The following is an 18352-nucleotide window of genomic DNA, read 5'->3' as shown; positions in this document are numbered from 1 at the left end:
GAGATGTTGAGGCGCGGCGATCGTGCCGTCGAATTATTCCGCGGTGTCTTGGACGAAGGCGCGGCGCTTTTCTTCCACAGCCGCCAGCAGGGCGTCGGCGGCCTCGGAGAACTGCTTGACGCCGTCGGCGACCAGCGCCGTCGTGACGCCGGGCAAGTCCAGGCCCAGGGCGCCCGCCTTCTCCAAGACGGCTTTGGCCTCGGCGGCCCTCTCCGTCAGGGTCGGGGCGACCTCGCCATGGTCGCGGAAGGCGTCCAGGGTCTTGGGCGGGACGGTGTTGACGGTATCCGGGCCGATTAGGGTCTCGATATAGAGCACGTCGCGATAGTCGGGGTTCTTGACCCCGGTCGAGGCCCACAGCAGCCGCTGGGGCATGGCGCCCTTGGCGGCCAGCGCCGTCCAGCGCGGGCTGGTGATCAGGTTCTGGTACGAGGCATAGGCTAGCTTGGCGTTGGCGATGGCGATCTTGCCCGCCAGCGGCTTGGCGTCGGCCGCGTCCAGCGCCTCGATCTTCTTGTCCATTTGGGTGTCGATGCGGCTGACGAAGAAGCTGGCGACGCTGGCGATACGGTCGATGGGCTCGCCCTTGGCGAGGCGGGCCTCTAACCCGGCCAGATAGGCCTCGGCCACGGCCTGGTAGGCGTCCAGCGCGAATAGCAGGGTGATGTTGATGTTCAGCCCATTCTCGACCAGCGCGCGGATGGCAGGGACGCCCGCGTCCGTGCCGGGGACCTTGATCATCAGGTTGCGCCGGTCGACCGCCTTCCATAGCCGGCGCGCCTCGGCGATCGTGCCGTCGGTGTCGTTGGCCAGGTAGGGCGAGACCTCAAGGCTGACATAGCCGTCCTTGCCGTCCAGGCGATCATAGGTGGGCAGCAGGGCGTCGGCCGCCGCCTGGATGTCGGCGATGGCCAGGCTCTCATAGACTCCGGTCGCATCAGCGTCGGGATGGGCCTTCACGAAGGCCTTCAGCACTTCGTCATAAGCGTCGCCGTGGCCGATGGCCTTCTCGAAGATCGATGGGTTGGAGGTGACGCCGGTCAGGCCGTCCTCGGCGATCAGCTTGTCCAGGCCGCCATCGGCCAGGAACTTTCGGTCGACGAAATCCAGCCAAACGCCCTGGCCGACGGCGGCCAGGCTTTTCAGACGGCTGCTCATGACGTTTCTCCCAGCCTGGCGATCAGCGCCTTGGCCCGCGCAACTACGTTGTCCCGGGTGAAGCCGTACTTGTCCTGCAGCTTGGCTAGCGGGGCCGAGGCGCCGAAGGTGCTCATGGTGATGGTCTCGCCATCGAAACCGACATAGCGATCCCAGCCGATCGGCCCGGCCTGCTCGATGGCCAGGCGGGCCCGGACAGTGCGCGGCAGGACCTGCTCGCGATAGGCGGCGTCCTGCTCTTCGAATACCGACCAGGAGGGCATCGACACCACGCGTGAGCGGACACCCGACGCGGCGAGTGTCTCATGGGCGGCAAGAGCCAGGGAGACCTCGCTGCCGGTGGCGAGCAGGATGACCTGCGGCGTCCCGTCGGACTCGGCCAGGACATAGGCCCCCTTGGCCAGGCCGTCGGCCGCCGCATAGCGCGTGCGGTCGATGGTCGGCAGGGTCTGACGGCTGAGGATCAGACAGCTGGGCTCGTTCGACTGGTTCATCGCTATCCGCCACGCCTGCGCGGTCTCGTTGGCGTCGGCTGGTCGGATGACATTGAGACCGGGAATGGCGCGCAGGGCGGCCAGGTGCTCGATCGGCTGGTGGGTGGGGCCGTCCTCGCCGACGCCGATGGAATCGTGAGTGAACACGAAGACTGTCGGGATTTCCATAATCGCCGCCAGCCGGATCGGCGGCCGCATGTAGTCGCTGAACACCAGGAAGGTGGCGGTGAACGACCTCAGGTACGACAGCGCCATTCCATTGGCGATAGCGCCCATGGCGTGTTCGCGGACCCCGAAATGCATGTTGCGGCCGCCGTACTTGTCGGCCTGTAGCTGCCCCGCGTCTTCGAACGTCAGGTTGGTCTTGGTCGAGGGCGAAAGGTCCGCGGCGCCGCCGACTAGGCCCGGCACGTGCTGGGCGATGGCGTTCAGCACCTTGCCGCCGGCGTCGCGCGAGGCGACGCCCTTGGCGTCGGCCGCGAAGCTCGGGATGTCCTTGTCCCAGCCATCGGGCAGCTTGCCTGAACGCAGGCGCTCCAAGGTCTCGGCCAGGTCTGGATAGCGCTCGCGGTAGCGGGCGAAGGTCGCGTCCCAGGCCTGGCGTAGCGGGCGCCCGCGGTCGGCGAGCGCGGCGCGGGCGTGGTCGGCGACTCCGTCTGGTACCAGGAACTGCGCATCCTCGGGCCAGCCATACGACCGCTTGGCCGCCTTGCTCTCATCCGCGCCCAGCGGCTCGCCATGCGCCTTCTCGGTATTGGCTTTGGTCGGCGCGCCGTAGCCGATGATGCTGTTGACGACGATCAGTGTCGGGGCGTTCTCGGTGGCCTTGAAGGTCTCGATCGAGCGCGCCAGGGCCTCGGTGTCATTGGCGTCGTCGACATGCAGGGTCTTCCAGCCATAGGCCCGGAAGCGCGCGGCGACGTCCTCGGTGAAGGCGAGGGACGTGTGGCCCTCGATGCTGATCGTGTTGCTGTCGTAGATCCAGCACAGATTCGACAGCTTGTAGTGCCCGGCCAGGGAGGCGGCCTCGCTCGTGACGCCTTCCATCATGTCGCCATCGCCGCACAGCACATAGACGTCATGGTCGAACAGCTTGGCGTCGTCCCGGTTGAAGTGGGCGGCCAGCCAGCGCTCGGCCAGGGCCATGCCCACCGAATTGCCGCAGCCTTGGCCTAGCGGGCCGGTGGTGGTCTCGACCCCGGTGGTCATGCGATATTCGGGGTGGCCAGGGGTCTTGGACGACAGCTGCCGGAACTGGCGGATATCCTCGAGGCTGACGGCGGGCTCGCCGGTCGGGCGGCCCTCGGCGTCGATCTCGCGGACGCCGGTCAGGTGCAGCAAGCCGTAGAGCAGCATCGAGGCGTGGCCGGCCGACAGCACGAAGCGGTCGCGATTGGGCCAGTCTGGCTTGTCGGGATCATAGCGCAGGAACCGGCTCCAGAGGGTGTAGCCGACCGGGGCCATGGCCATGGGCGTGCCGGGATGGCCTGAATTGGCCTTCTCGACCGCGTCAATGGCGAGGGTTCGAAGGGTGACGATCGCCAGAGTGTCCAGATCGTGCTCCCGCGGATCGACCGTTTGAGCTTTCATCTGGATCTCCTGAGCATCAGCGCCGGCCGTCGAAGTGGGGCGTGCGACCGTTAGGAAAACCCCGCCTCCAAAACGCGGTTCCGCCGAACCACGGCGTTCTGTCGAATGGCGGACTCTTAGGCGCGCCACTGCTGCCTTTGTCGTCGTCGAGCGCCCGGTTCAGGTAGAAAGCCGCGCTGACAAGGGCCAATGGGTGAAGGCCTGGGGGAAGTTGCCGATCAGCTGGGCCCGCGCGTCGAACTCCTCGGCATAGAGGTGCAGGTGATTGCCTTAGCGCAGCAGATTCTCGAAGTTGGCGCGCGCCTGATCGAGACGGCCGGCGCGCGCCAGACACTCGACGCGCCAGAATGGGCAGGCCGCGAAACTGCCCTCGCGGCCGGTCAGTCCGTCCTCGCTGGCGTACCAGACCATCATCGCTCAGTTGCTCGCCGATGGCGACGTCGGCTGCCACAAGTGCCACCGTGGACAGGTTGCCGATGACGCCGTGATCGGCGATTTCCCGCTCGGCGGCCTTGTTGTGATCGATCACGCTTTGGTCCTGAAACACGCTTGGTCATAGGAAAGGAACTGGGTCTCGGTGCGGAACCTTGGGCGGTCCAACTGGCGCGCCTAAGCGGGTTCAAGGCACTACGCCAATAAACGTCCCGATGATCTTGAACCCTCCACATTGGGACCGGCCGAGCGTCTCGGAGGACTTCAGGTCCTTCCATCAAGCGCCTTGTTGAACGACTGCGTGGCCCGGCTAAGCTCGCCTCAACGACAGTCCATAGGGTCGGGTTTGTGAAGCGGGTCTAACGGCGGCTGACGGCGCGACCCGGTCAGCGGTCCCCTCTCTTCAGGCAGTAGGCCCGGGGGAGCGCACGGCTCTACGGCGACGAAGTGCCAAACAGCGTTGGGCGCTCACAAACCTCAACGCTGGTGGTCACGCGGTGGCTTCGACTTGCCGGCGCACCTCGTCCGCTAGGGGATGCAGCGATTTGGGTCTTGTCGGCGCAACGAGGCTGTAGCCGATTCCATCGCTTGCCCAAGAGACGCCGTCCAAGCCGCCATCGGTCCGTTCCGACATACGGGTGTTCTTCTCCACCCGCATTGGCCTGACCATGACCGCCAGCCGCTCGCCATTGGCGTCATCATAGAGGAACAGGGCCGCCGGCCCGTGCGGGGTCGTCACCAGGCGCCCGCCGATGAAGCGATAACCGGCCGACTGCAGGTCGGGGACCGCGACCGGACTGCGAAGGCGGTTGGACACCCAGCGGACGAGGTCGGCTTTCTGCGCCGATCCCATCTCGACAGGCCGGTGCAGATCGGACGCATAGACACGGTAGTTGTCGGCGGCCTCGTGGGCCAGCGCGCCGACGCCGTTCATGGGCGGGCTCAGCACCCCGTGCGCCATCCAGCCCCCAAGGCCGCCCACGCACAGCAGCATCGCCGCGGCGATCGCGGGCCGCCAGGCGCTCCGTCGGGCGCGCCGGGCCTCGGCCAGGGCGCTTATCCCCAGCTCCGCGGGAATGGGCTCCTCGGCGATCGGCGCCAGAACCGCGCGCAGGGCCGCGCGCTGGGCGACATAGCCGTCGATCCGGCGCGCCACCTCCGGATGGAGCCGCAGATACTCGCGCACCTCGTCCCCGCGCCCGGCGTCCAGCGCCTGGTCGACAAAGGCATGCAGGTCGTCTTCGCTGATCGGGCGTGACGCGCTCATTTGATCCTCCGCAGGTGTGGGCGCTGGACGGGGTGGGCCGCATCGACAGCGATGAGTTGGGCCAGGCGCTCGCGGGCCCGGGACAGTCGCGACATGACCGTGCCGATCGGTACGCCCAGCACCTCGGCGGCCTGGGCGTAGGTCAGATCCTCGACGCCGACCAGCAGGATCACAGCCCGATCGTCGGGGCTGAGCTCGGCCAGGGCGCGCAGCAGGTCGGCGTGCTGCATGCCGTCCAGCTGGCTGGCCGGCGCCGACAGCGCCGCTTCGGCCACGCCGTCGATCGCCAGGTGCGGTCCTCGCCGCTGGACCCGCCGCCAGCGGCTGATCGCGAGGTTGTGGAGGATCGAGAACAGCCAGCTGCGCGCGTCGCTGGTCTTGCGCCGTTGGCCCCAGCGGTCAACGGCGCGTTCCAGGCAGTCCTGAACCAGATCGTCGGCCTCCGATGCATCGCGCACAAAGGACCGTGCATATCGCCGCAGACTGGGGATCAACGGTTCTATCAGGCGGATCATGTCATCCATGGCGAGGCTCCGCCCGAAGGTCTACGGGACCTGGACTTGCACCGGCGCGCCCGGCCCGGCCGCCCCGCCGGACGCGATCACCAGATAGCGCCGTTGATCGGGCTGGCTGGCCTGGACGAGCTGACGGATCGGGCCGATGGCGTTGACGATCGCCGAGCCGGCCGGATTGGTCATGAAGTTCGCCAGCGGCTGGAGCGTACCGCCTCCGTTGGCCTGGGTCGACAGCGCCAGTACATAAGGAGACTTGGGGGCAAGGCCCGTGGCCGAGGCCTGCACGACCTGGATCAGGCCCTGGTCGAACAGGCTGACGCTGGTCGGCGTGGAGCCCGCCGCGCCGACGGTCGCCAGGGTCAGGTGGGCGGCCTGTCCAGCCACGCCCAGCGGCTGCAGGTTCTGGACGCCCGGACCCTCGGGGACGGCGTTGGGGACATAGGTCAGCGCCTGAGGGGCCTGGCCGATCGGCACGTTGGCGACGACCTTGTTGGTCGTGGTGTCGATCACCGCGAGTTCATCTGCGTTCTCGAGCCCGACATAGACGCGCGTACCGTCTCCCGACGGCCAGATGCCGTGCGGGAGCTTGCCGACCGGGATGGTCGCGACCTTGCTGAAGTCCACGGTGCGGAACACCTGCACCTCATTGAGGCCGCCGATGGTCACATAGGCGAACTGCCCCTTGGCGCTGCGGATGAAGTTGACGTGGTTGGTGATCGGACCGGTGTCGATGACCTTGAGGATATTGAACGGCGGCCGAGCGTTGAAGGCCACCGTCTTGCCGACATCCTTCAGCGTGAACCACACCTGCTGACCATCCGGCGAGGCGGCGATATTGGGGCAGAAGGGGCTGGGCTGGACCACCTTGGCGACGATCTTGTGGTCGGCGACGCTGATCACGTCGGTCTCGGGATTGAACGACGAGCAGACATAGCCGTACTGGCCGTCGGGCGAGAAGATGGTCATGCCCGGTCCAGCCGGGGTGATGATCCGGGCCTTCTCCTCGAACGTCGCGCCGTCGAGCACCGCCAGATAGTTCTCGCCGCGCACCGTGACCCACACCTCCTTGCCGTCGGGCGTGAAGAAGGCCTCGTGCGGCGAACGGCCGACATAGGTGGTGTGCTTGACCGTATTGGTGGCGGTGTCGATGAAGGTCACCGAATTGGAGCCGATCGAGACCACGGCCAGGGTCTTGTGGTCGGGCGAGAAGCCCATGCCGTGGACCAGCACCTGGCCCTTGTAGAGCGGACTGAAATTGCCCGGCGACGGATCGCCTAACCGGATCACGCCCAGGAGCTTGTTGTCGACCGGATCGGTGACCGAGACGGTGTTGGAGAATTGCTCGGCGGCGTAGACGCGATCGCGGTGGCTGATGGGGATGTCGGCGTCGCTGGCCTTGCCTGGAGCCTGGCCGGCCCAGGCGACGGCGCAGAGGGCGCTGGCGGCGACCAGCGACAGCATGAAGGGGGCGGTTTTCATTTCAGTGATCCTGGGCCGGAGCGGCGTGGTGATGAGGCGAGGACGACGACAATGAGGGAGCGGCGGGTGCAGGCGCGGTCGGCGCGGCGTAGGCGGGCGGCAACGGGTCGCCCAGCGCCAGGCGCATGGCGGCGATCTCCTGCTGCTGCTCGACGATGATCTCCTGGGCCACCCGACGCAGTTGCTCGTTCTTGCCGTAGCGCAGCTCGGCGATCGCCATGTCGATGCCCCCCTGGTGATGGGGGATCATCATCTCGACGAAGTCACGGTCGACGTCGCCGGTCGGCTTGACGTCCATGGCGCTCATCATCTTGCTCATGGCTGCGTCGTTCTCGGCCTTGAAGCCGTCGGCCGGGGTGCTGGCCGCCAGCGGCGCGGCGCAGCCCAGGCTGGCGGCGATCAGCACGGGAGCCCAGATTTGCTTCGAAGAGCGTACGGCAGGGGACAAGGGACGTTCTCCAGCTTCGGCGCGCACGGCGCCTTGGTGAAGGTGAGACGCTGGCCGGCGGCGATTATTCCCTCTGTCGGAAATCAATCTTCGCTCCGACTGTCGCGAGATCCTCAGTTGAAACGGCGGCCCGAGGGATTCATCGCCCTCTTGGATGTCGTTCTCTTGGAGCGGACCAAGTTTCGCATCGGGCGGGTCCGCGCCTTCACAGACCTGCAAGTCGCCAGGTCGCGCGTGGGTCCGCCAAGCAGACACTTGGTGAAGATCACAAGGCGGTAGGGGCTAGCTGAGCTTCAACAGGTGCAACATGGCCAGCGCGGTTAGACTCAAGACGGCGAGCGAGGCGGTCACCACCAAGATGACCCGCGGCCCGGCCTCGCGAACGCTGCGAAGATCGACGCCAAGTCCCAGCGCAGCCATGGCGGCAATGGTCAAGCCGAGGCTGGCCTTCTGAGCCGGGGAGATCCAGGCGTGGGGCAGCAGTCCTGCTGAGTTCAGGCTCGCCAACACCAGAAATCCGACGATAAACGGCGGCAGCAGGTGTAGCGGATCAATCCGTTTGAGCGGTAGGGCGACGCTGTCCGCGGATTTGGGTCCCAGCAGGGCAAGACCCGTGACGATCGGCCCCAACATCAAAACCCTCACCAACTTGACCAAGGTCCCGATCTGCACGGCGGCCGAACCCATGGGTCCCGCCGCGGCGAGGACCTGAGGCACCGCGTAAACCGTCAGCCCGGCCAACACCCCGCCGGCCATGGACGAAAGACCCAGCAGATGCGCCGCCAGCGGAAGGCCGATGACCACCCCCACGCCAAGCACGGCCGTGAAGGCGATCGCCGTCGCCACGTCATCGCCGTCAGCGTCGATCACCGGCGCCACGGCGGCGATTGCCGAGTTGCCACAGATCGCGTTTCCGCAAGCGACCAGCACCGCCATCTTGGTCGGCAGTCCCAGCAGCCGACCGATCAAGAAGCTTGCCGCGATCGCCAGGAAAACGGTCCCGACGATGGAGAACATCAGGGGCGCGCCCACGGCGGCCATGGCGCCGAAGCTCACCGTCGCCCCCATCAGGATGATCGCCAGCTCCAGCATCGTCTTGGCGGCGAAGTGGATTCCAGGATCAAACGCCCTCGGCGGCGTCCAGACCGTCCGCACCAGCGCGCCCGACAGGATCGCCAGCACCAGCGCTTCGAGCCAGGGACGACCCAAAAGGCGCGTCTCCGCCTCTTGAAGGAGTACCGCGCCAACGGTGACGACAACGGTGAGCGCCAAGCCTGGCCCGACCGACCTGAGTTTGTTCAAAGCTTCCATGCACGGAACGGTGCGCGCACACCGATCACAAATCCAATCGATTGGTTTTTATCATAGCATAAGCAATGCTTATGGGATGACGCTTGAACAACTTCGAATCTTCGTGGCGGCGGCGGAGCTGCTGAGCATGACACGGGCGGCCGAACGGCTGCATCTGACCCAGCCGGCCGTCAGCGCCGCCATCGCCGCGCTGGAGGCGCGTTATGCGACCCGGCTGTTCGATCGTATGGGTCGGCGCCTGACGCTGACAGAGGCTGGGCGCCTGTTCATGCCCGAGGCTGTCGCGGTGCTGGCTCGCGCCGCCTCGGCCCGCTTGGTGCTCGATGAACTCTCCGGTCTTCTCAAGGGCGAGATCCACATCGCCGCGAGCCAGACCGTGGCCAGCTTCTGGCTTCCCGCCAGGATGGCGCGTTTCGTCACGGCCACGCCGCACATTCAGCTGAAGCTCTTCGTCGGCAATACGCGCCAGGCGGCGGGCCGTGTCCTGAGCGGTGAGGCCGATCTGGCGTTCGTTGAGGGCGATGTCGAAGACGACCTCCTCGCGGTGGAACCGGTCGGGGGAGATCGAATCGGTCTCTTCGTCGGGCCGGGCCACCCGCTCGCGCACCGCTCGGTCACGCGAAAGGATCTCGAGGCTGCTGCCTGGGTCATGCGCGACCAAGGTTCAGGCACCCGGGACCATGTGGAGGCGGGTCTGCGTCAGTCCGGCGTGACGCCAGAGGACCTCCGCATCGTCCTTGAGCTCCCGTCGAATGAAGCCGCTCTGGAAGCCGTCGAAGGCGGACAGCTGGTGACGGCCGTCTCGGAGCTCTCGGCCGCGTGCAGAGTGGGCGCCGGCGCGGTCCGACAGCTGGACTGGCCGCTCAGTCTCCGAGCCTTCACCATGCTGCGTCACCGCGGGCGGACGGTCAGCCGCGCGGTGGCGGCGTTCAAGGCGTCCCTCTCGACCTAAGGGCAAGGCGTGTCGCTCAGCGCCTTCGCACGCTCGATCGTCGATGTCTGACCAACGTCGTCGCGCGGCGCGGCCCCGTGATGGCGCGGAGCCTGCGCGCCCGGCAGTTGGCCAAGGACGCCGCGCAAATGGCAGTGGCGCTCGGAAAGGGTTCGGACCACGGGCCGGCCTTCGGCCCACAGCGCGCCGGCGACGGGCCTGGCGGCGCCCAGCGGAGGGCGATCGCGGTTCTTGGCTGACCTTCGAAAGGGCTGCCTTTAGGGAGCGCCGCGACACCTCGAATCGTGACGGGCGCGTCAAGCCCCTAACTGTACGCCTGGGTAGCGCGCCGATCTTGCGATCGGCCTGGATCACGCCGCAGGCCCGCCGTTGGCTCAGCTCCAGAGCGCTCTCGAGATGGGCCACGCCCTCGCGCCGGATGAAGGGCCTTCATATTTTTGACAACAGCTCTTGCGCGCCCCTCCAGCATGGTGTCCGCCGCGTAGGCGTTTGAGCCTGGCGCTCTCGTCCTCCGGCGTCCGCAGGCGCTGGGCCTCTGACACGCTCATCCCGCTGAACTTGGCTTTCCGGGCGTCGATCGCGTCTTCCGTTATCCCACCCTTGCGGGCGGGCTCGCCCCCTCGCTCGCCTCATGGCGTCCTCTCGGGGGGGCGGGCTCTGGTCAGCTTGGAAGGAAAAAGTCGAAAAGGCCTGTCAGATTTCGATATGGCTGCCGTCTAACACTCAACAAGCAACAAATTCCGTTGATTGTTGGGGGTGATTTGTGAATAAATTGCGACAATTCATTAATTTATTAAATATATCGACACAGCAAAATCTTAAGTCGTGTCGAAATTGGCTGACGGTGAGCGCTAAAAGGCGAAATAAGGCTTTTCAATTATTTGTATCGCGCGGAATTATTCCTATTTCTGCGTTTTCTGTTGTCGTCGCTCTTATCTCGGCGCCGTCAGCCGTCGCGGCTGAGCCGTTTGCCGAAGCGCCCCGGGAGCAACTCCTGGAACGCCGTCTTGCCTCTCCCGACGGTCAGGTGATGGTGATCGCTCATCGAGGCTGCTGGCAACAGACATCCGAGAACAGTCTGGACGCGATCCGCGCCTGCATCCGCGCCGGCGTCGACATGGTGGAGCTGGACGTGCGCGCCACGCGCGACGGCAAGCTGGTTCTAATGCACGACGACAGCGTCGATCGCATGACGAACGGCGCTGGCAAGGTCGCCGACATCGACTGGGCCCAGCTGCGGAAACTTCGCCTGCGCGAGGGGCGTGGGGGAAGCGCGGCCGTGACGCGCCGCCGGATTCCCACCTTCGAGCAGGCCCTGCGGGTCGCCAAGAACCGTATCCTGATCAATGTCGACGCAAAGGTGCTGCTGCCGGCCTCGACCCCGGCCCTTATCGACGCCGTCAGCGACCGCCGCCAGTTGTTGTTCAAGGCTGAGGCGTCGGTGTCCATGATCGAGCGGGCCGCGCCTTGGGCGCGTGATGTGCGGTTCCAGCCGATCCTGCGCGAGCCGAACATCGCGGCTGATCCCGCCGCTGGAATCGCCGCCTACGATCCGTTGCGGCCCGTGAGCTACGAGATCGACATCAAGCATGCCGAGTTCACCCCGACCATCACCCAGGCCATCCGGACGCGTTGCGCGCGCTACTGGGTCAACAGCCTGGCGGGCAGGGTGTTCGATGACCGCGACGCGGTCACCCATCCGGACCTCGTCTGGGGTCGGATGATCGCTCAGGGCGTCGACGCGATCCAAACCGACGAGCCTCTGGTCCTGCTTGCCTACCTGAACCGGACCGGCGCCCACGGCCACAGCTGTTCGCGCTGAGCCGTCGGCTTCGGCGGCCCCCTCTTTCCTGAACCCTTCGCTTACCTCCCCACCAAAGGACCGTGGTCGTGAAACCTATCGCCAAATACTCCTACGCCGTCGCTCGCTCGGCGCTGATAGCCGGCCTGATGGGCGCGCCGGCATTTGCCCAGGCTCGGAGCGCGCAACAAGGCGCCGTCGCCGGGGAGGCTGACGCCGTTTCGGCGGTGATCGTCACCGGCTACCGCACCTCCAACGCCGCCGCGATCGAGGCCAAGCGCCGGGCGGTCGGCATCACCGACTCTGTCGCTCAGGACCAGGCCGGCCTGCTCCCGGACCTGACCATCGCCCAGGTCGCTCAGCGCATTCCGGGCCTGGCCCTGGTGCCTGACTTCGCCACGTCGGACGACCGTTCGCCCGACCTAGCCGAGAGCGTGATGATCCGCGGCGTCAGCTCGAGTTTCAACCTAGTCACCATCGATGATCTGCCGCTGGCCACCACCTCGCAGAACAGCCGCGGCGCTCGCATCGAGCTGCTGCCGCCGTCGTTCGTCAGCCGGGTGGATGCGGTGAAGACGATCACCGCCAATCTCGACCCCCACGCGCTGAGCGGTCAGCTGAACCTGATCACGACCAGTGCTTTTGACAGCGGCAAGCGCACGCTGACCACCCGCGCTTCGGTCGGCGACTCATCGACCTCGGGAGCGGCGGACGTGAAACAGGGCAAGAACGTCCGCGCCGACGCGACCTTCAGCAGCCTGTTCGGCGCCAATCGCGACTTCGGCGTCGTGGTGTCGGGGTCGTATGCGCGCCTCTATTCTAGCAACTACGATCAGAAGCCCGGCGCGGTCGAAGGCAGCTACCTGCTTTACCAGAACGGCTCGAACAAGCAGGTCGACTATAACAACATCACCAATTCAAACGGCTTCTCGGCGGCCTCGCGCAACCAGATCTTCGTCTACGATGACAACGTCACCCGCGCGTCCGGCGTGGTGAAGCTGGAGTACGACCCTCAGTCCAGCATTCACGCCTCGATCTATACCGGCTATTTCTTCCAGAAGGAGGACGAGGTTCGGAACGAGTACCTGGCCACGGCTGACAGCGGCGCGGCGCCGGCCAATCAGACGGCCACCTCGGGCGTCTGGGCCAAGGGCAAGACCGCGCTGGGCTATTCGCACCAGCCGCAAAAGCGTCGGACATTCGTCGTGTCGGGTCTCCTGGACCAGCAGCTAAACGACAGCCTGGCCATGCACCTGCGCGGCACCCATTCCGAAGCCCGGCTGGACACGATCCGCGACCGCTCGAAGTTCAACATCGCCAGCAACACCGTGAACTCAGCCTTTTCCTATGACCTTAGCGGCGGCTATCCGGTACTCAAGTTCGCCAATCCGACCTATGTGAACGACGCGGCGAACTATGTGCAGAGCTATATCCAGCACATCACCCAGGCCGCCAAACAAGACCTGAGCTTCGCCAGCGCCAACTTTGACTACAACTTCGATCGCGACGCGCGGGGCTTCGGCTTCAACCTCGGGGTCAGTTTGCAGGACACAGACCAGGCGTTCGACGCGGGCCAGTTGAGCGGCAAGCTGCTGGGCGGCACGGTCACCATGGCCAACTTCGTGCGCCCGACCCGCCTACACACCACCGATCCGAACGTCGACTTCATGTTCATCGACGATGAGGCGTATCGCACGGCGTGGGCGGCGCAGGGCATGCCCGCCAGCGGCGATGACAGCGCCAACGCCATCTCCGACGACTACCAGTTGAACGAGAAGGTCTCGGCCGGTTTCGCCGAAGCCGCCTACCGCACCAATGCCTTCAACGTGCGCGCCGGCCTTCGCTACGATTCGACGGTCAACAATATCGACCTGTGGGCGTTCGACGCGAACCGCACGGCGACGCCGAACAAGGCGGCCCAGTACGTGAAGACCCACCGCAAGGCCAAGTACGACTATCTGCTGCCTTCGGTGATCGCCACCTATGACCTGGGTCGCGGCGTGCTGATGCGCGCGGGCTACAGCAAGACGATCGGTCGCCCGAACTTCTCTTACTACGCCATTAGCGAGAGCATCAGCCTTCCGGGCGACAGCGAGGAGAACACGATCAGTATCACGCGCGGCAATCCCGACCTCAAGCCGCGTACCTCGAACAATTTCGATGTCTCGTTCGAGTGGTACATGGCGCGCGGCAGTATGCTTTCGGTGGCGATGTTCAAGAAGGACATCAAGAACCTGATCTTCGCCCAGAACGTCAAGGTCGATAACTACGAGTACAACGGCGGGCGCTATACGGCTAACATAACCACGCCGATGAACTCGCAAAGCGCCGGGCTCAAGGGCGTCGAACTGTCGGCGCGCCAGGACTTCCACAACATCCTGACGGGTCCGCTGAGCAATTTCGTGGCTTCGGCCAACGCCACCTTCATCGACGGGCATCAGGTGGTCGTCCAAGCCGACAAGTCCCTCCGTTCGGTGGACGGCCTGGAAGGTCAGCCGAAGTTCCTGGCCAACGCCACGGTGTCGTATGAGACGTCCGTCTTCGGCGCCTCGGTGGCCTACAGCTATGTCGGCGACTACCTGAAGTCGATCAACGAGAACGCCGCGATCTTCGATATCCACAGCAAGCATCGTGGCGAGTTGTCAGCCCAGGCCCGCTGGAAGGTGCGGGACAATGTGACCCTCATCGCCGAGGGGCAGAACCTGACCCAGTCGGACATCGAGTATTCGCGTGAGATGCCGACGGGGACGCTGGTCGGCGAACGCAGCCAGAAGCCCCGGGTCTTCTGGCTAAGCATCAACGCCAGGTTCTAACAGCGCGGGCGCGGCGCCGGCGGGCCAGGGCATCCAGGTTCGCCACGCCGCGCGATCATTTCCGACGAAGGTGGAGACCGATCCCATGATCAGCAAACTTGCCAAACTCTCCGTGGCCGTGGCTTTGGCCGCCGCCGCTTTGCCCGCCGCCGCGGCGCCGTTCTGCGGCGACACCCCGCGCATCGCGGCCCTGCGCGACGCCTGGGCCGATCCGAAGGGGGCGATCATGATCGCCTCCCATCGGGGCGGTCACCTGAGCGCGCCCGAAAACTCTCTGGCCGCGGTCGATGAGGCGATCGCCGCTGGGGCCGATTTCCTGGAGATCGACGTGCGCGTCTCCAGCGACGGCATCCCCTTCATAATGCACGACGGCACGGTCAACCGGACAACCGACGGCGCCGGCGTCGGCGAGACCATGACCTATGGCGAACTGCGTCGCCTTCGCCTGAAGGGTGGCGATACTCCGCCGCCGACGCTGCTTGAGGTGCTGACCCGCAGCTGCGGGCGGATCCTCGTTGATCTCGACATGAAGACCGGGCGCTTCGCCCCGGTGGTGGCGGTCGTCGAAAGCCTGGGCATGCTCGACCAGGTCCAGCTGTTCGACAGCGACGCCGACGTCCTGCTGGGGGCGCGCCGACTCGCCCCGGCGCTCCAGGTCATGCCCCGCCTGCGCGAGGGCGCCTCGCTCGAGGCCGTCACGGCGGGCCTGCCGCCGGTTCGCATCGTGCACGGTGATCCCAAGTCGCTGACTCCGGCCATGCGCCATGCGATCAAGGCGGTCCCCGCCCGAATCTGGGCCAACGCCCTGGGCGAGGCGGATGCGGCGCTCGTGACCGGCGGTCCGCCCGCCTGCGATGGCCTGAAGCGCCTGCGCGGGCAGGACGTCTCCGTGATCCAGACCGACCGTCCCGCCCTGTTGCGCGCTTCGCTCGATCGGTGCGGCCTGACCGCACGCTAAGCTCTTCTCCCCGACCTGACATGGAGCGCGAAATCGCTCCATGTCCCTTTTCGCCGGGCGTCTAGAGCCTGACTGGTTTACCATCTAAACCGGATAAACAGGCTCGATCTTGATACACTTCTAGAGGCTCAGGTTCAGGCTGACTTGGTAGGTGCGCGGCACTGAATAGCTGTCCTTCAGCCACGCGCGCCCCGGTCCCGTCACGCTGGCCAGGCGCTCGCCGGTGATATTGGCGGCGTCGACGATGAGGCTGAGGCCCGGCCCGAAATGATAGCGGGCCTGCAGGTCGAACTGCCGGCGCGGCGCCCAGTAGAGATCCTGCCACGCCTTGTCGGGCGTCAAGCCGCGCAGGGCTCGATTAGTCCAGCTGACGCCGCCCCGCAGTTCGAACCCGCCGCGATCATAGAAGAGCGTCAGATTGCGAATGTCGCTGGGCTGCCCGACCAGGCGATCGACCGTCCTCAGTTCCCCCGTCGACTGGGCCACCGTCATCTCTCCCGACAGCAGACTCCAGTTGGCGTTGATCCCTAGATGGCGCAGCGTCGGCGAGACCGCCGCCAGAGAGTCGATCTGGGCGCTAGCCTCGAGACCCGAGATGTGGGCGGAGGTCGCATTGGCGGGGCGGGTCACGGTCGCATGGTTGTAGAAGACACCGTCCACAGCATAGCCGACCGTGGTGGCGTCGAAGATCTCGTCACGGATCGCCTTGTGGAAGAGGGCTGCGGAGATCGCGCCGTTCAGGCGACCCGGCAGGCTCCATTCAAGACTGACGTCGAAATTGTCCGACCGGCGCGGCCGGATGTCCGGATTGCCGAGACGGACCGAAATCCCGGGCGATTCGGGGTCGCCGACCGTGGCGTCATTTTGAAAGTTGATGGCGGAGCGTGGGGCGTAGGCCTCGTAGCCAGGACGCCCGATCGTGCGGCTGTAGCCGGCGCGCACGCGCAGCGAGGGGGAGGGCCGATAGTTGACCAGCACCGACGGTAGCAGCTGGGCATAGCGTGCCGAGTTCGAAGTCGGCGACCAGGTGTCATCGACCTTCATGTGGCCGTGGGTCTTGACCGCGCTGCCCTCGAACCGCCCCCCGCCCAGCAGTTCGACGTTCCCGCGCGCATAGCGCATCAGGCCGTAGCCGCTCCACGTCCCCTCGCGATAGGCGAAGTTGTCCATTTTGTTGGAGTCTTCGGTGTTCGTCCGGGTAATGCTGGCCTGGTTGGCCGAGAACATCCGCCAGGCGCGGTCGGGATCGATCACCAGGAACGGCAGGCCGCCCTGGTTGAAGGTCAGAGGGGCGTTGCTGACGAACCCGGCGTCGGCCAGCACAAGGCCCCGGTCGGAGGTGCGATACTGCTCGTTGCGATAGGCGTAGGAGAAGGTCGAGCGCTTCCACGCCAGGCCGGCGGCGAAGCCGAGACCTTCGTCGCCGGCCTCCATTCGGTGACGCCAATCGCCGTGCAACACTGCGATCCGCGACCCTGCCTTGCGTTGTCGGTGCCTCCAGTAGTTCGCCGAATAGAGCGTCAGGTCGCGGTAGGCCTCGGCGTTCGGATTGAAGCTGTGGTGCAGGCTGGCGCTGTCGTAGGAGAAGGCTAGGCGGCTGTCGCCGACGACCGAGCCGGCCGTGTTCATGCCGGCGATGAACTTCACCATGTCATAGCGTTCGAGCATCGCGGCGTGCGAAAGCCCCGCGCGAATCCGGATCAGGTCGTCAGGACCTCTCCGCCAGTCGGCGACGCCTTGCAGGATGCGGGTCTCGTTGCGGGTGACGCCGCTGCGGTAGCCGACCTCGATCGCGCCTGCGTCGAAGCGGCCGGACGTCGCGGTCTGATCGTGCACGTCGCCGTCGACGGGATCGATCAGCACCTCATTGCGCGTGAAGCCGTCGACATAGCGGTAACCGCCCGCGAGCAACGACAGACGAAGGTCGTCGAGATCAAGCTCGGCCCTGGCCGTGACGCTGCGCCGGCGGCGGTCGCTGCCGTTGGACCAGTATCGGTCCTCCTGCGGCACTGGAACGCCGTTGCCCAGTTGGTCGTCGTCCTGTCGGCGGCCGGTGTCGTCATAGAAGGCGACGAAGCCTTGGTCGCTGGTGCCATGGACGTCGCTATTGTTTTCCAGGTGCTGGTCGTCGGCCGAAATCACCAGGCCCAGGCGGCGCTCCGACCCAAAGACGCCGCTGGCGGTCAGGGAGGCGTGTCCGCCCACGGGCGACTGTGGGCGCACGGCTCGGTGGTGATCCGTCGTGGCCAGACCCGCCTCGATCGACAGGACCCGTCGTCCATGGTCGTCGAAGGCGCTGCGCGTCTGTAGATCGATCGCGCCGCCGATCGCGTTTGCATCGAGGTCCGGCGTGAAGGTCTTGACCACCACCAACTGGCTGACCAGCGAAGCCGGCAATATATCCAGCCGAACGCCGCGTGTGGCGCTGTTGGAGGCGGCGTCAGGAATGCCGGTGGAGGCGATCGCCAGGCCGTTGATCGTGACATTGTTATAGGCCTGGGTCAGACCCCGGACCACCGGTGCGACGGGAATGTCACGGGGGTGCTCGTTGTCGGCGATGGGGACCACCGAGACACCCGGGATCCGGCGCATCGCATCGACGATGGTGATGTCTGGCAGCCGCCGCACCTCGTCGCTCGAGGCGACGTCGACGATGTTACTCTGGCGGTTCTTCTCGGCCAGCGCCCGCTGGTCGGCTATGCGCTGTCCGATGACGATCAGCGGCGACAGCGCCGCCGGCTGCTCGTCAAGGCCGACTGACGGGCGTTCAACCAAGCCTCGGCGGAGCGAAGGGGCCGGGCGGCCATGGTCGCGCTCGTCGTCGGCGACGATCAGGTAGGCCTCGCCACGCGGCTTGCTCACCAAGCCCGTGCCGCGCAACAGGGCCATGAGCCCCTTATCGACCGTCATCCGGCCTTGCACCCCTTGGGTGCGCCGCCCGCGCAGAACGGTCGGGTCGGCGAAGACCTGAATGTTGGACGCCTGCGAGAAGGCGGTGATCGCGGAGGGCAGGGGGCCGGGCGGAATCGAGAACACAGCCGACCGTCCGTGGGCCGGCGCTGCGATTGCGAGCCCCAGGGCGCAGGCCGTTCCGCCGAGCGCCTTCATCGACGCTCCTCCACACCGCGCGCCGT

General features: G+C 66.1%; 13 protein-coding genes. 4 read left to right on the top strand and 9 right to left on the bottom strand.

Going from position 1 to position 18352, the window contains the following annotated elements; translation table 11 throughout:
- Window positions 1–33: 33 nt before the first annotated feature.
- The 8 genes from tal to ACW175_RS12930 form a co-directional block, all read right to left on the bottom strand.
- The gene (gene tal / locus ACW175_RS12965) at window positions 34–1158 is read right to left on the bottom strand and encodes a transaldolase (RefSeq protein WP_492104857.1); all 1125 of its coding nucleotides are present in this window, start codon (window positions 1156–1158) and stop codon (window positions 34–36) included.
- A complete protein-coding gene (gene tkt, locus ACW175_RS12960) occupies window positions 1155–3242 on the bottom strand; it encodes a transketolase (RefSeq protein ID WP_492104856.1) in 2088 nt (695 codons plus the stop codon). Before tkt ends, tal begins: the two co-directional genes overlap by 4 nt.
- A gap of 270 nt (window positions 3243–3512) precedes the next feature.
- Window positions 3513–3656 (bottom strand): hypothetical protein, encoded by a 144-nt coding sequence (locus tag ACW175_RS12955; RefSeq protein ID WP_492104855.1) that lies wholly within the window; start codon window positions 3654–3656, stop codon window positions 3513–3515.
- A gap of 508 nt (window positions 3657–4164) precedes the next feature.
- Window positions 4165–4941 carry an anti-sigma factor family protein gene (locus ACW175_RS12950; RefSeq protein ID WP_492104854.1) on the bottom strand — a complete coding sequence of 259 codons (777 nt, stop codon included), beginning with the start codon at window positions 4939–4941 and terminating at the stop codon, window positions 4165–4167.
- Window positions 4938–5465 (bottom strand): RNA polymerase sigma factor, encoded by a 528-nt coding sequence (locus tag ACW175_RS12945; RefSeq protein WP_492104853.1) that lies wholly within the window; start codon window positions 5463–5465, stop codon window positions 4938–4940. Before ACW175_RS12945 ends, ACW175_RS12950 begins: the two co-directional genes overlap by 4 nt.
- Before the next feature lie 21 nt (window positions 5466–5486).
- Window positions 5487–6935 (bottom strand): hypothetical protein, encoded by a 1449-nt coding sequence (locus tag ACW175_RS12940; protein WP_492104852.1) that lies wholly within the window; start codon window positions 6933–6935, stop codon window positions 5487–5489.
- A 1-nt stretch (window position 6936) separates the two neighbouring features.
- Window positions 6937–7383, bottom strand: coding sequence for a DUF305 domain-containing protein (locus tag ACW175_RS12935; protein WP_492104851.1), 447 nt, complete (start codon window positions 7381–7383; stop codon window positions 6937–6939).
- Window positions 7384–7665: 282 nt separating this feature from the next.
- Window positions 7666–8655, bottom strand: a complete 990-nt coding sequence (locus ACW175_RS12930; RefSeq protein ID WP_492104850.1) for a YeiH family protein — start codon at window positions 8653–8655, stop codon at window positions 7666–7668.
- Between ACW175_RS12930 and ACW175_RS12925 the strand changes: the two genes are divergently transcribed.
- The 4 genes from ACW175_RS12925 (at window position 8645) to ACW175_RS12910 (ending at window position 15218) form a co-directional block, all read left to right on the top strand.
- Window positions 8645–9646 (top strand): LysR substrate-binding domain-containing protein, encoded by a 1002-nt coding sequence (locus tag ACW175_RS12925; RefSeq protein WP_492104849.1) that lies wholly within the window; start codon window positions 8645–8647, stop codon window positions 9644–9646. The two genes, ACW175_RS12930 and ACW175_RS12925, sit on opposite strands and share 11 nt — an antisense overlap.
- 1030 nt (window positions 9647–10676) lie before the next feature.
- On the top strand, window positions 10677–11468 hold the full coding sequence (locus ACW175_RS12920) for a glycerophosphodiester phosphodiesterase family protein (protein ID WP_492104848.1): 792 nt from the start codon (window positions 10677–10679) through the stop codon (window positions 11466–11468).
- Window positions 11469–11536: 68 nt separating this feature from the next.
- Window positions 11537–14260, top strand: coding sequence for a TonB-dependent receptor (locus ACW175_RS12915; RefSeq protein ID WP_492104847.1), 2724 nt, complete (start codon window positions 11537–11539; stop codon window positions 14258–14260).
- A gap of 85 nt (window positions 14261–14345) precedes the next feature.
- The gene (locus tag ACW175_RS12910) at window positions 14346–15218 is read left to right on the top strand and encodes a glycerophosphodiester phosphodiesterase family protein (RefSeq protein ID WP_492104846.1); all 873 of its coding nucleotides are present in this window, start codon (window positions 14346–14348) and stop codon (window positions 15216–15218) included.
- Window positions 15219–15338: 120 nt separating this feature from the next.
- Here ACW175_RS12910 and ACW175_RS12905 read toward each other — a convergent pair whose 3' ends face one another.
- Window positions 15339–18326: a TonB-dependent receptor gene (locus ACW175_RS12905; RefSeq protein WP_492104845.1), complete on the bottom strand. Its 2988-nt coding sequence runs from the start codon at window positions 18324–18326 to the stop codon at window positions 15339–15341.
- Window positions 18327–18352: the final 26 nt, after the last annotated feature.

It is taken from the genome of Caulobacter sp. FV1ye6ST (assembly GCF_058681225.1).
This window is presented reverse-complemented; position numbering and strand designations above follow the sequence as displayed.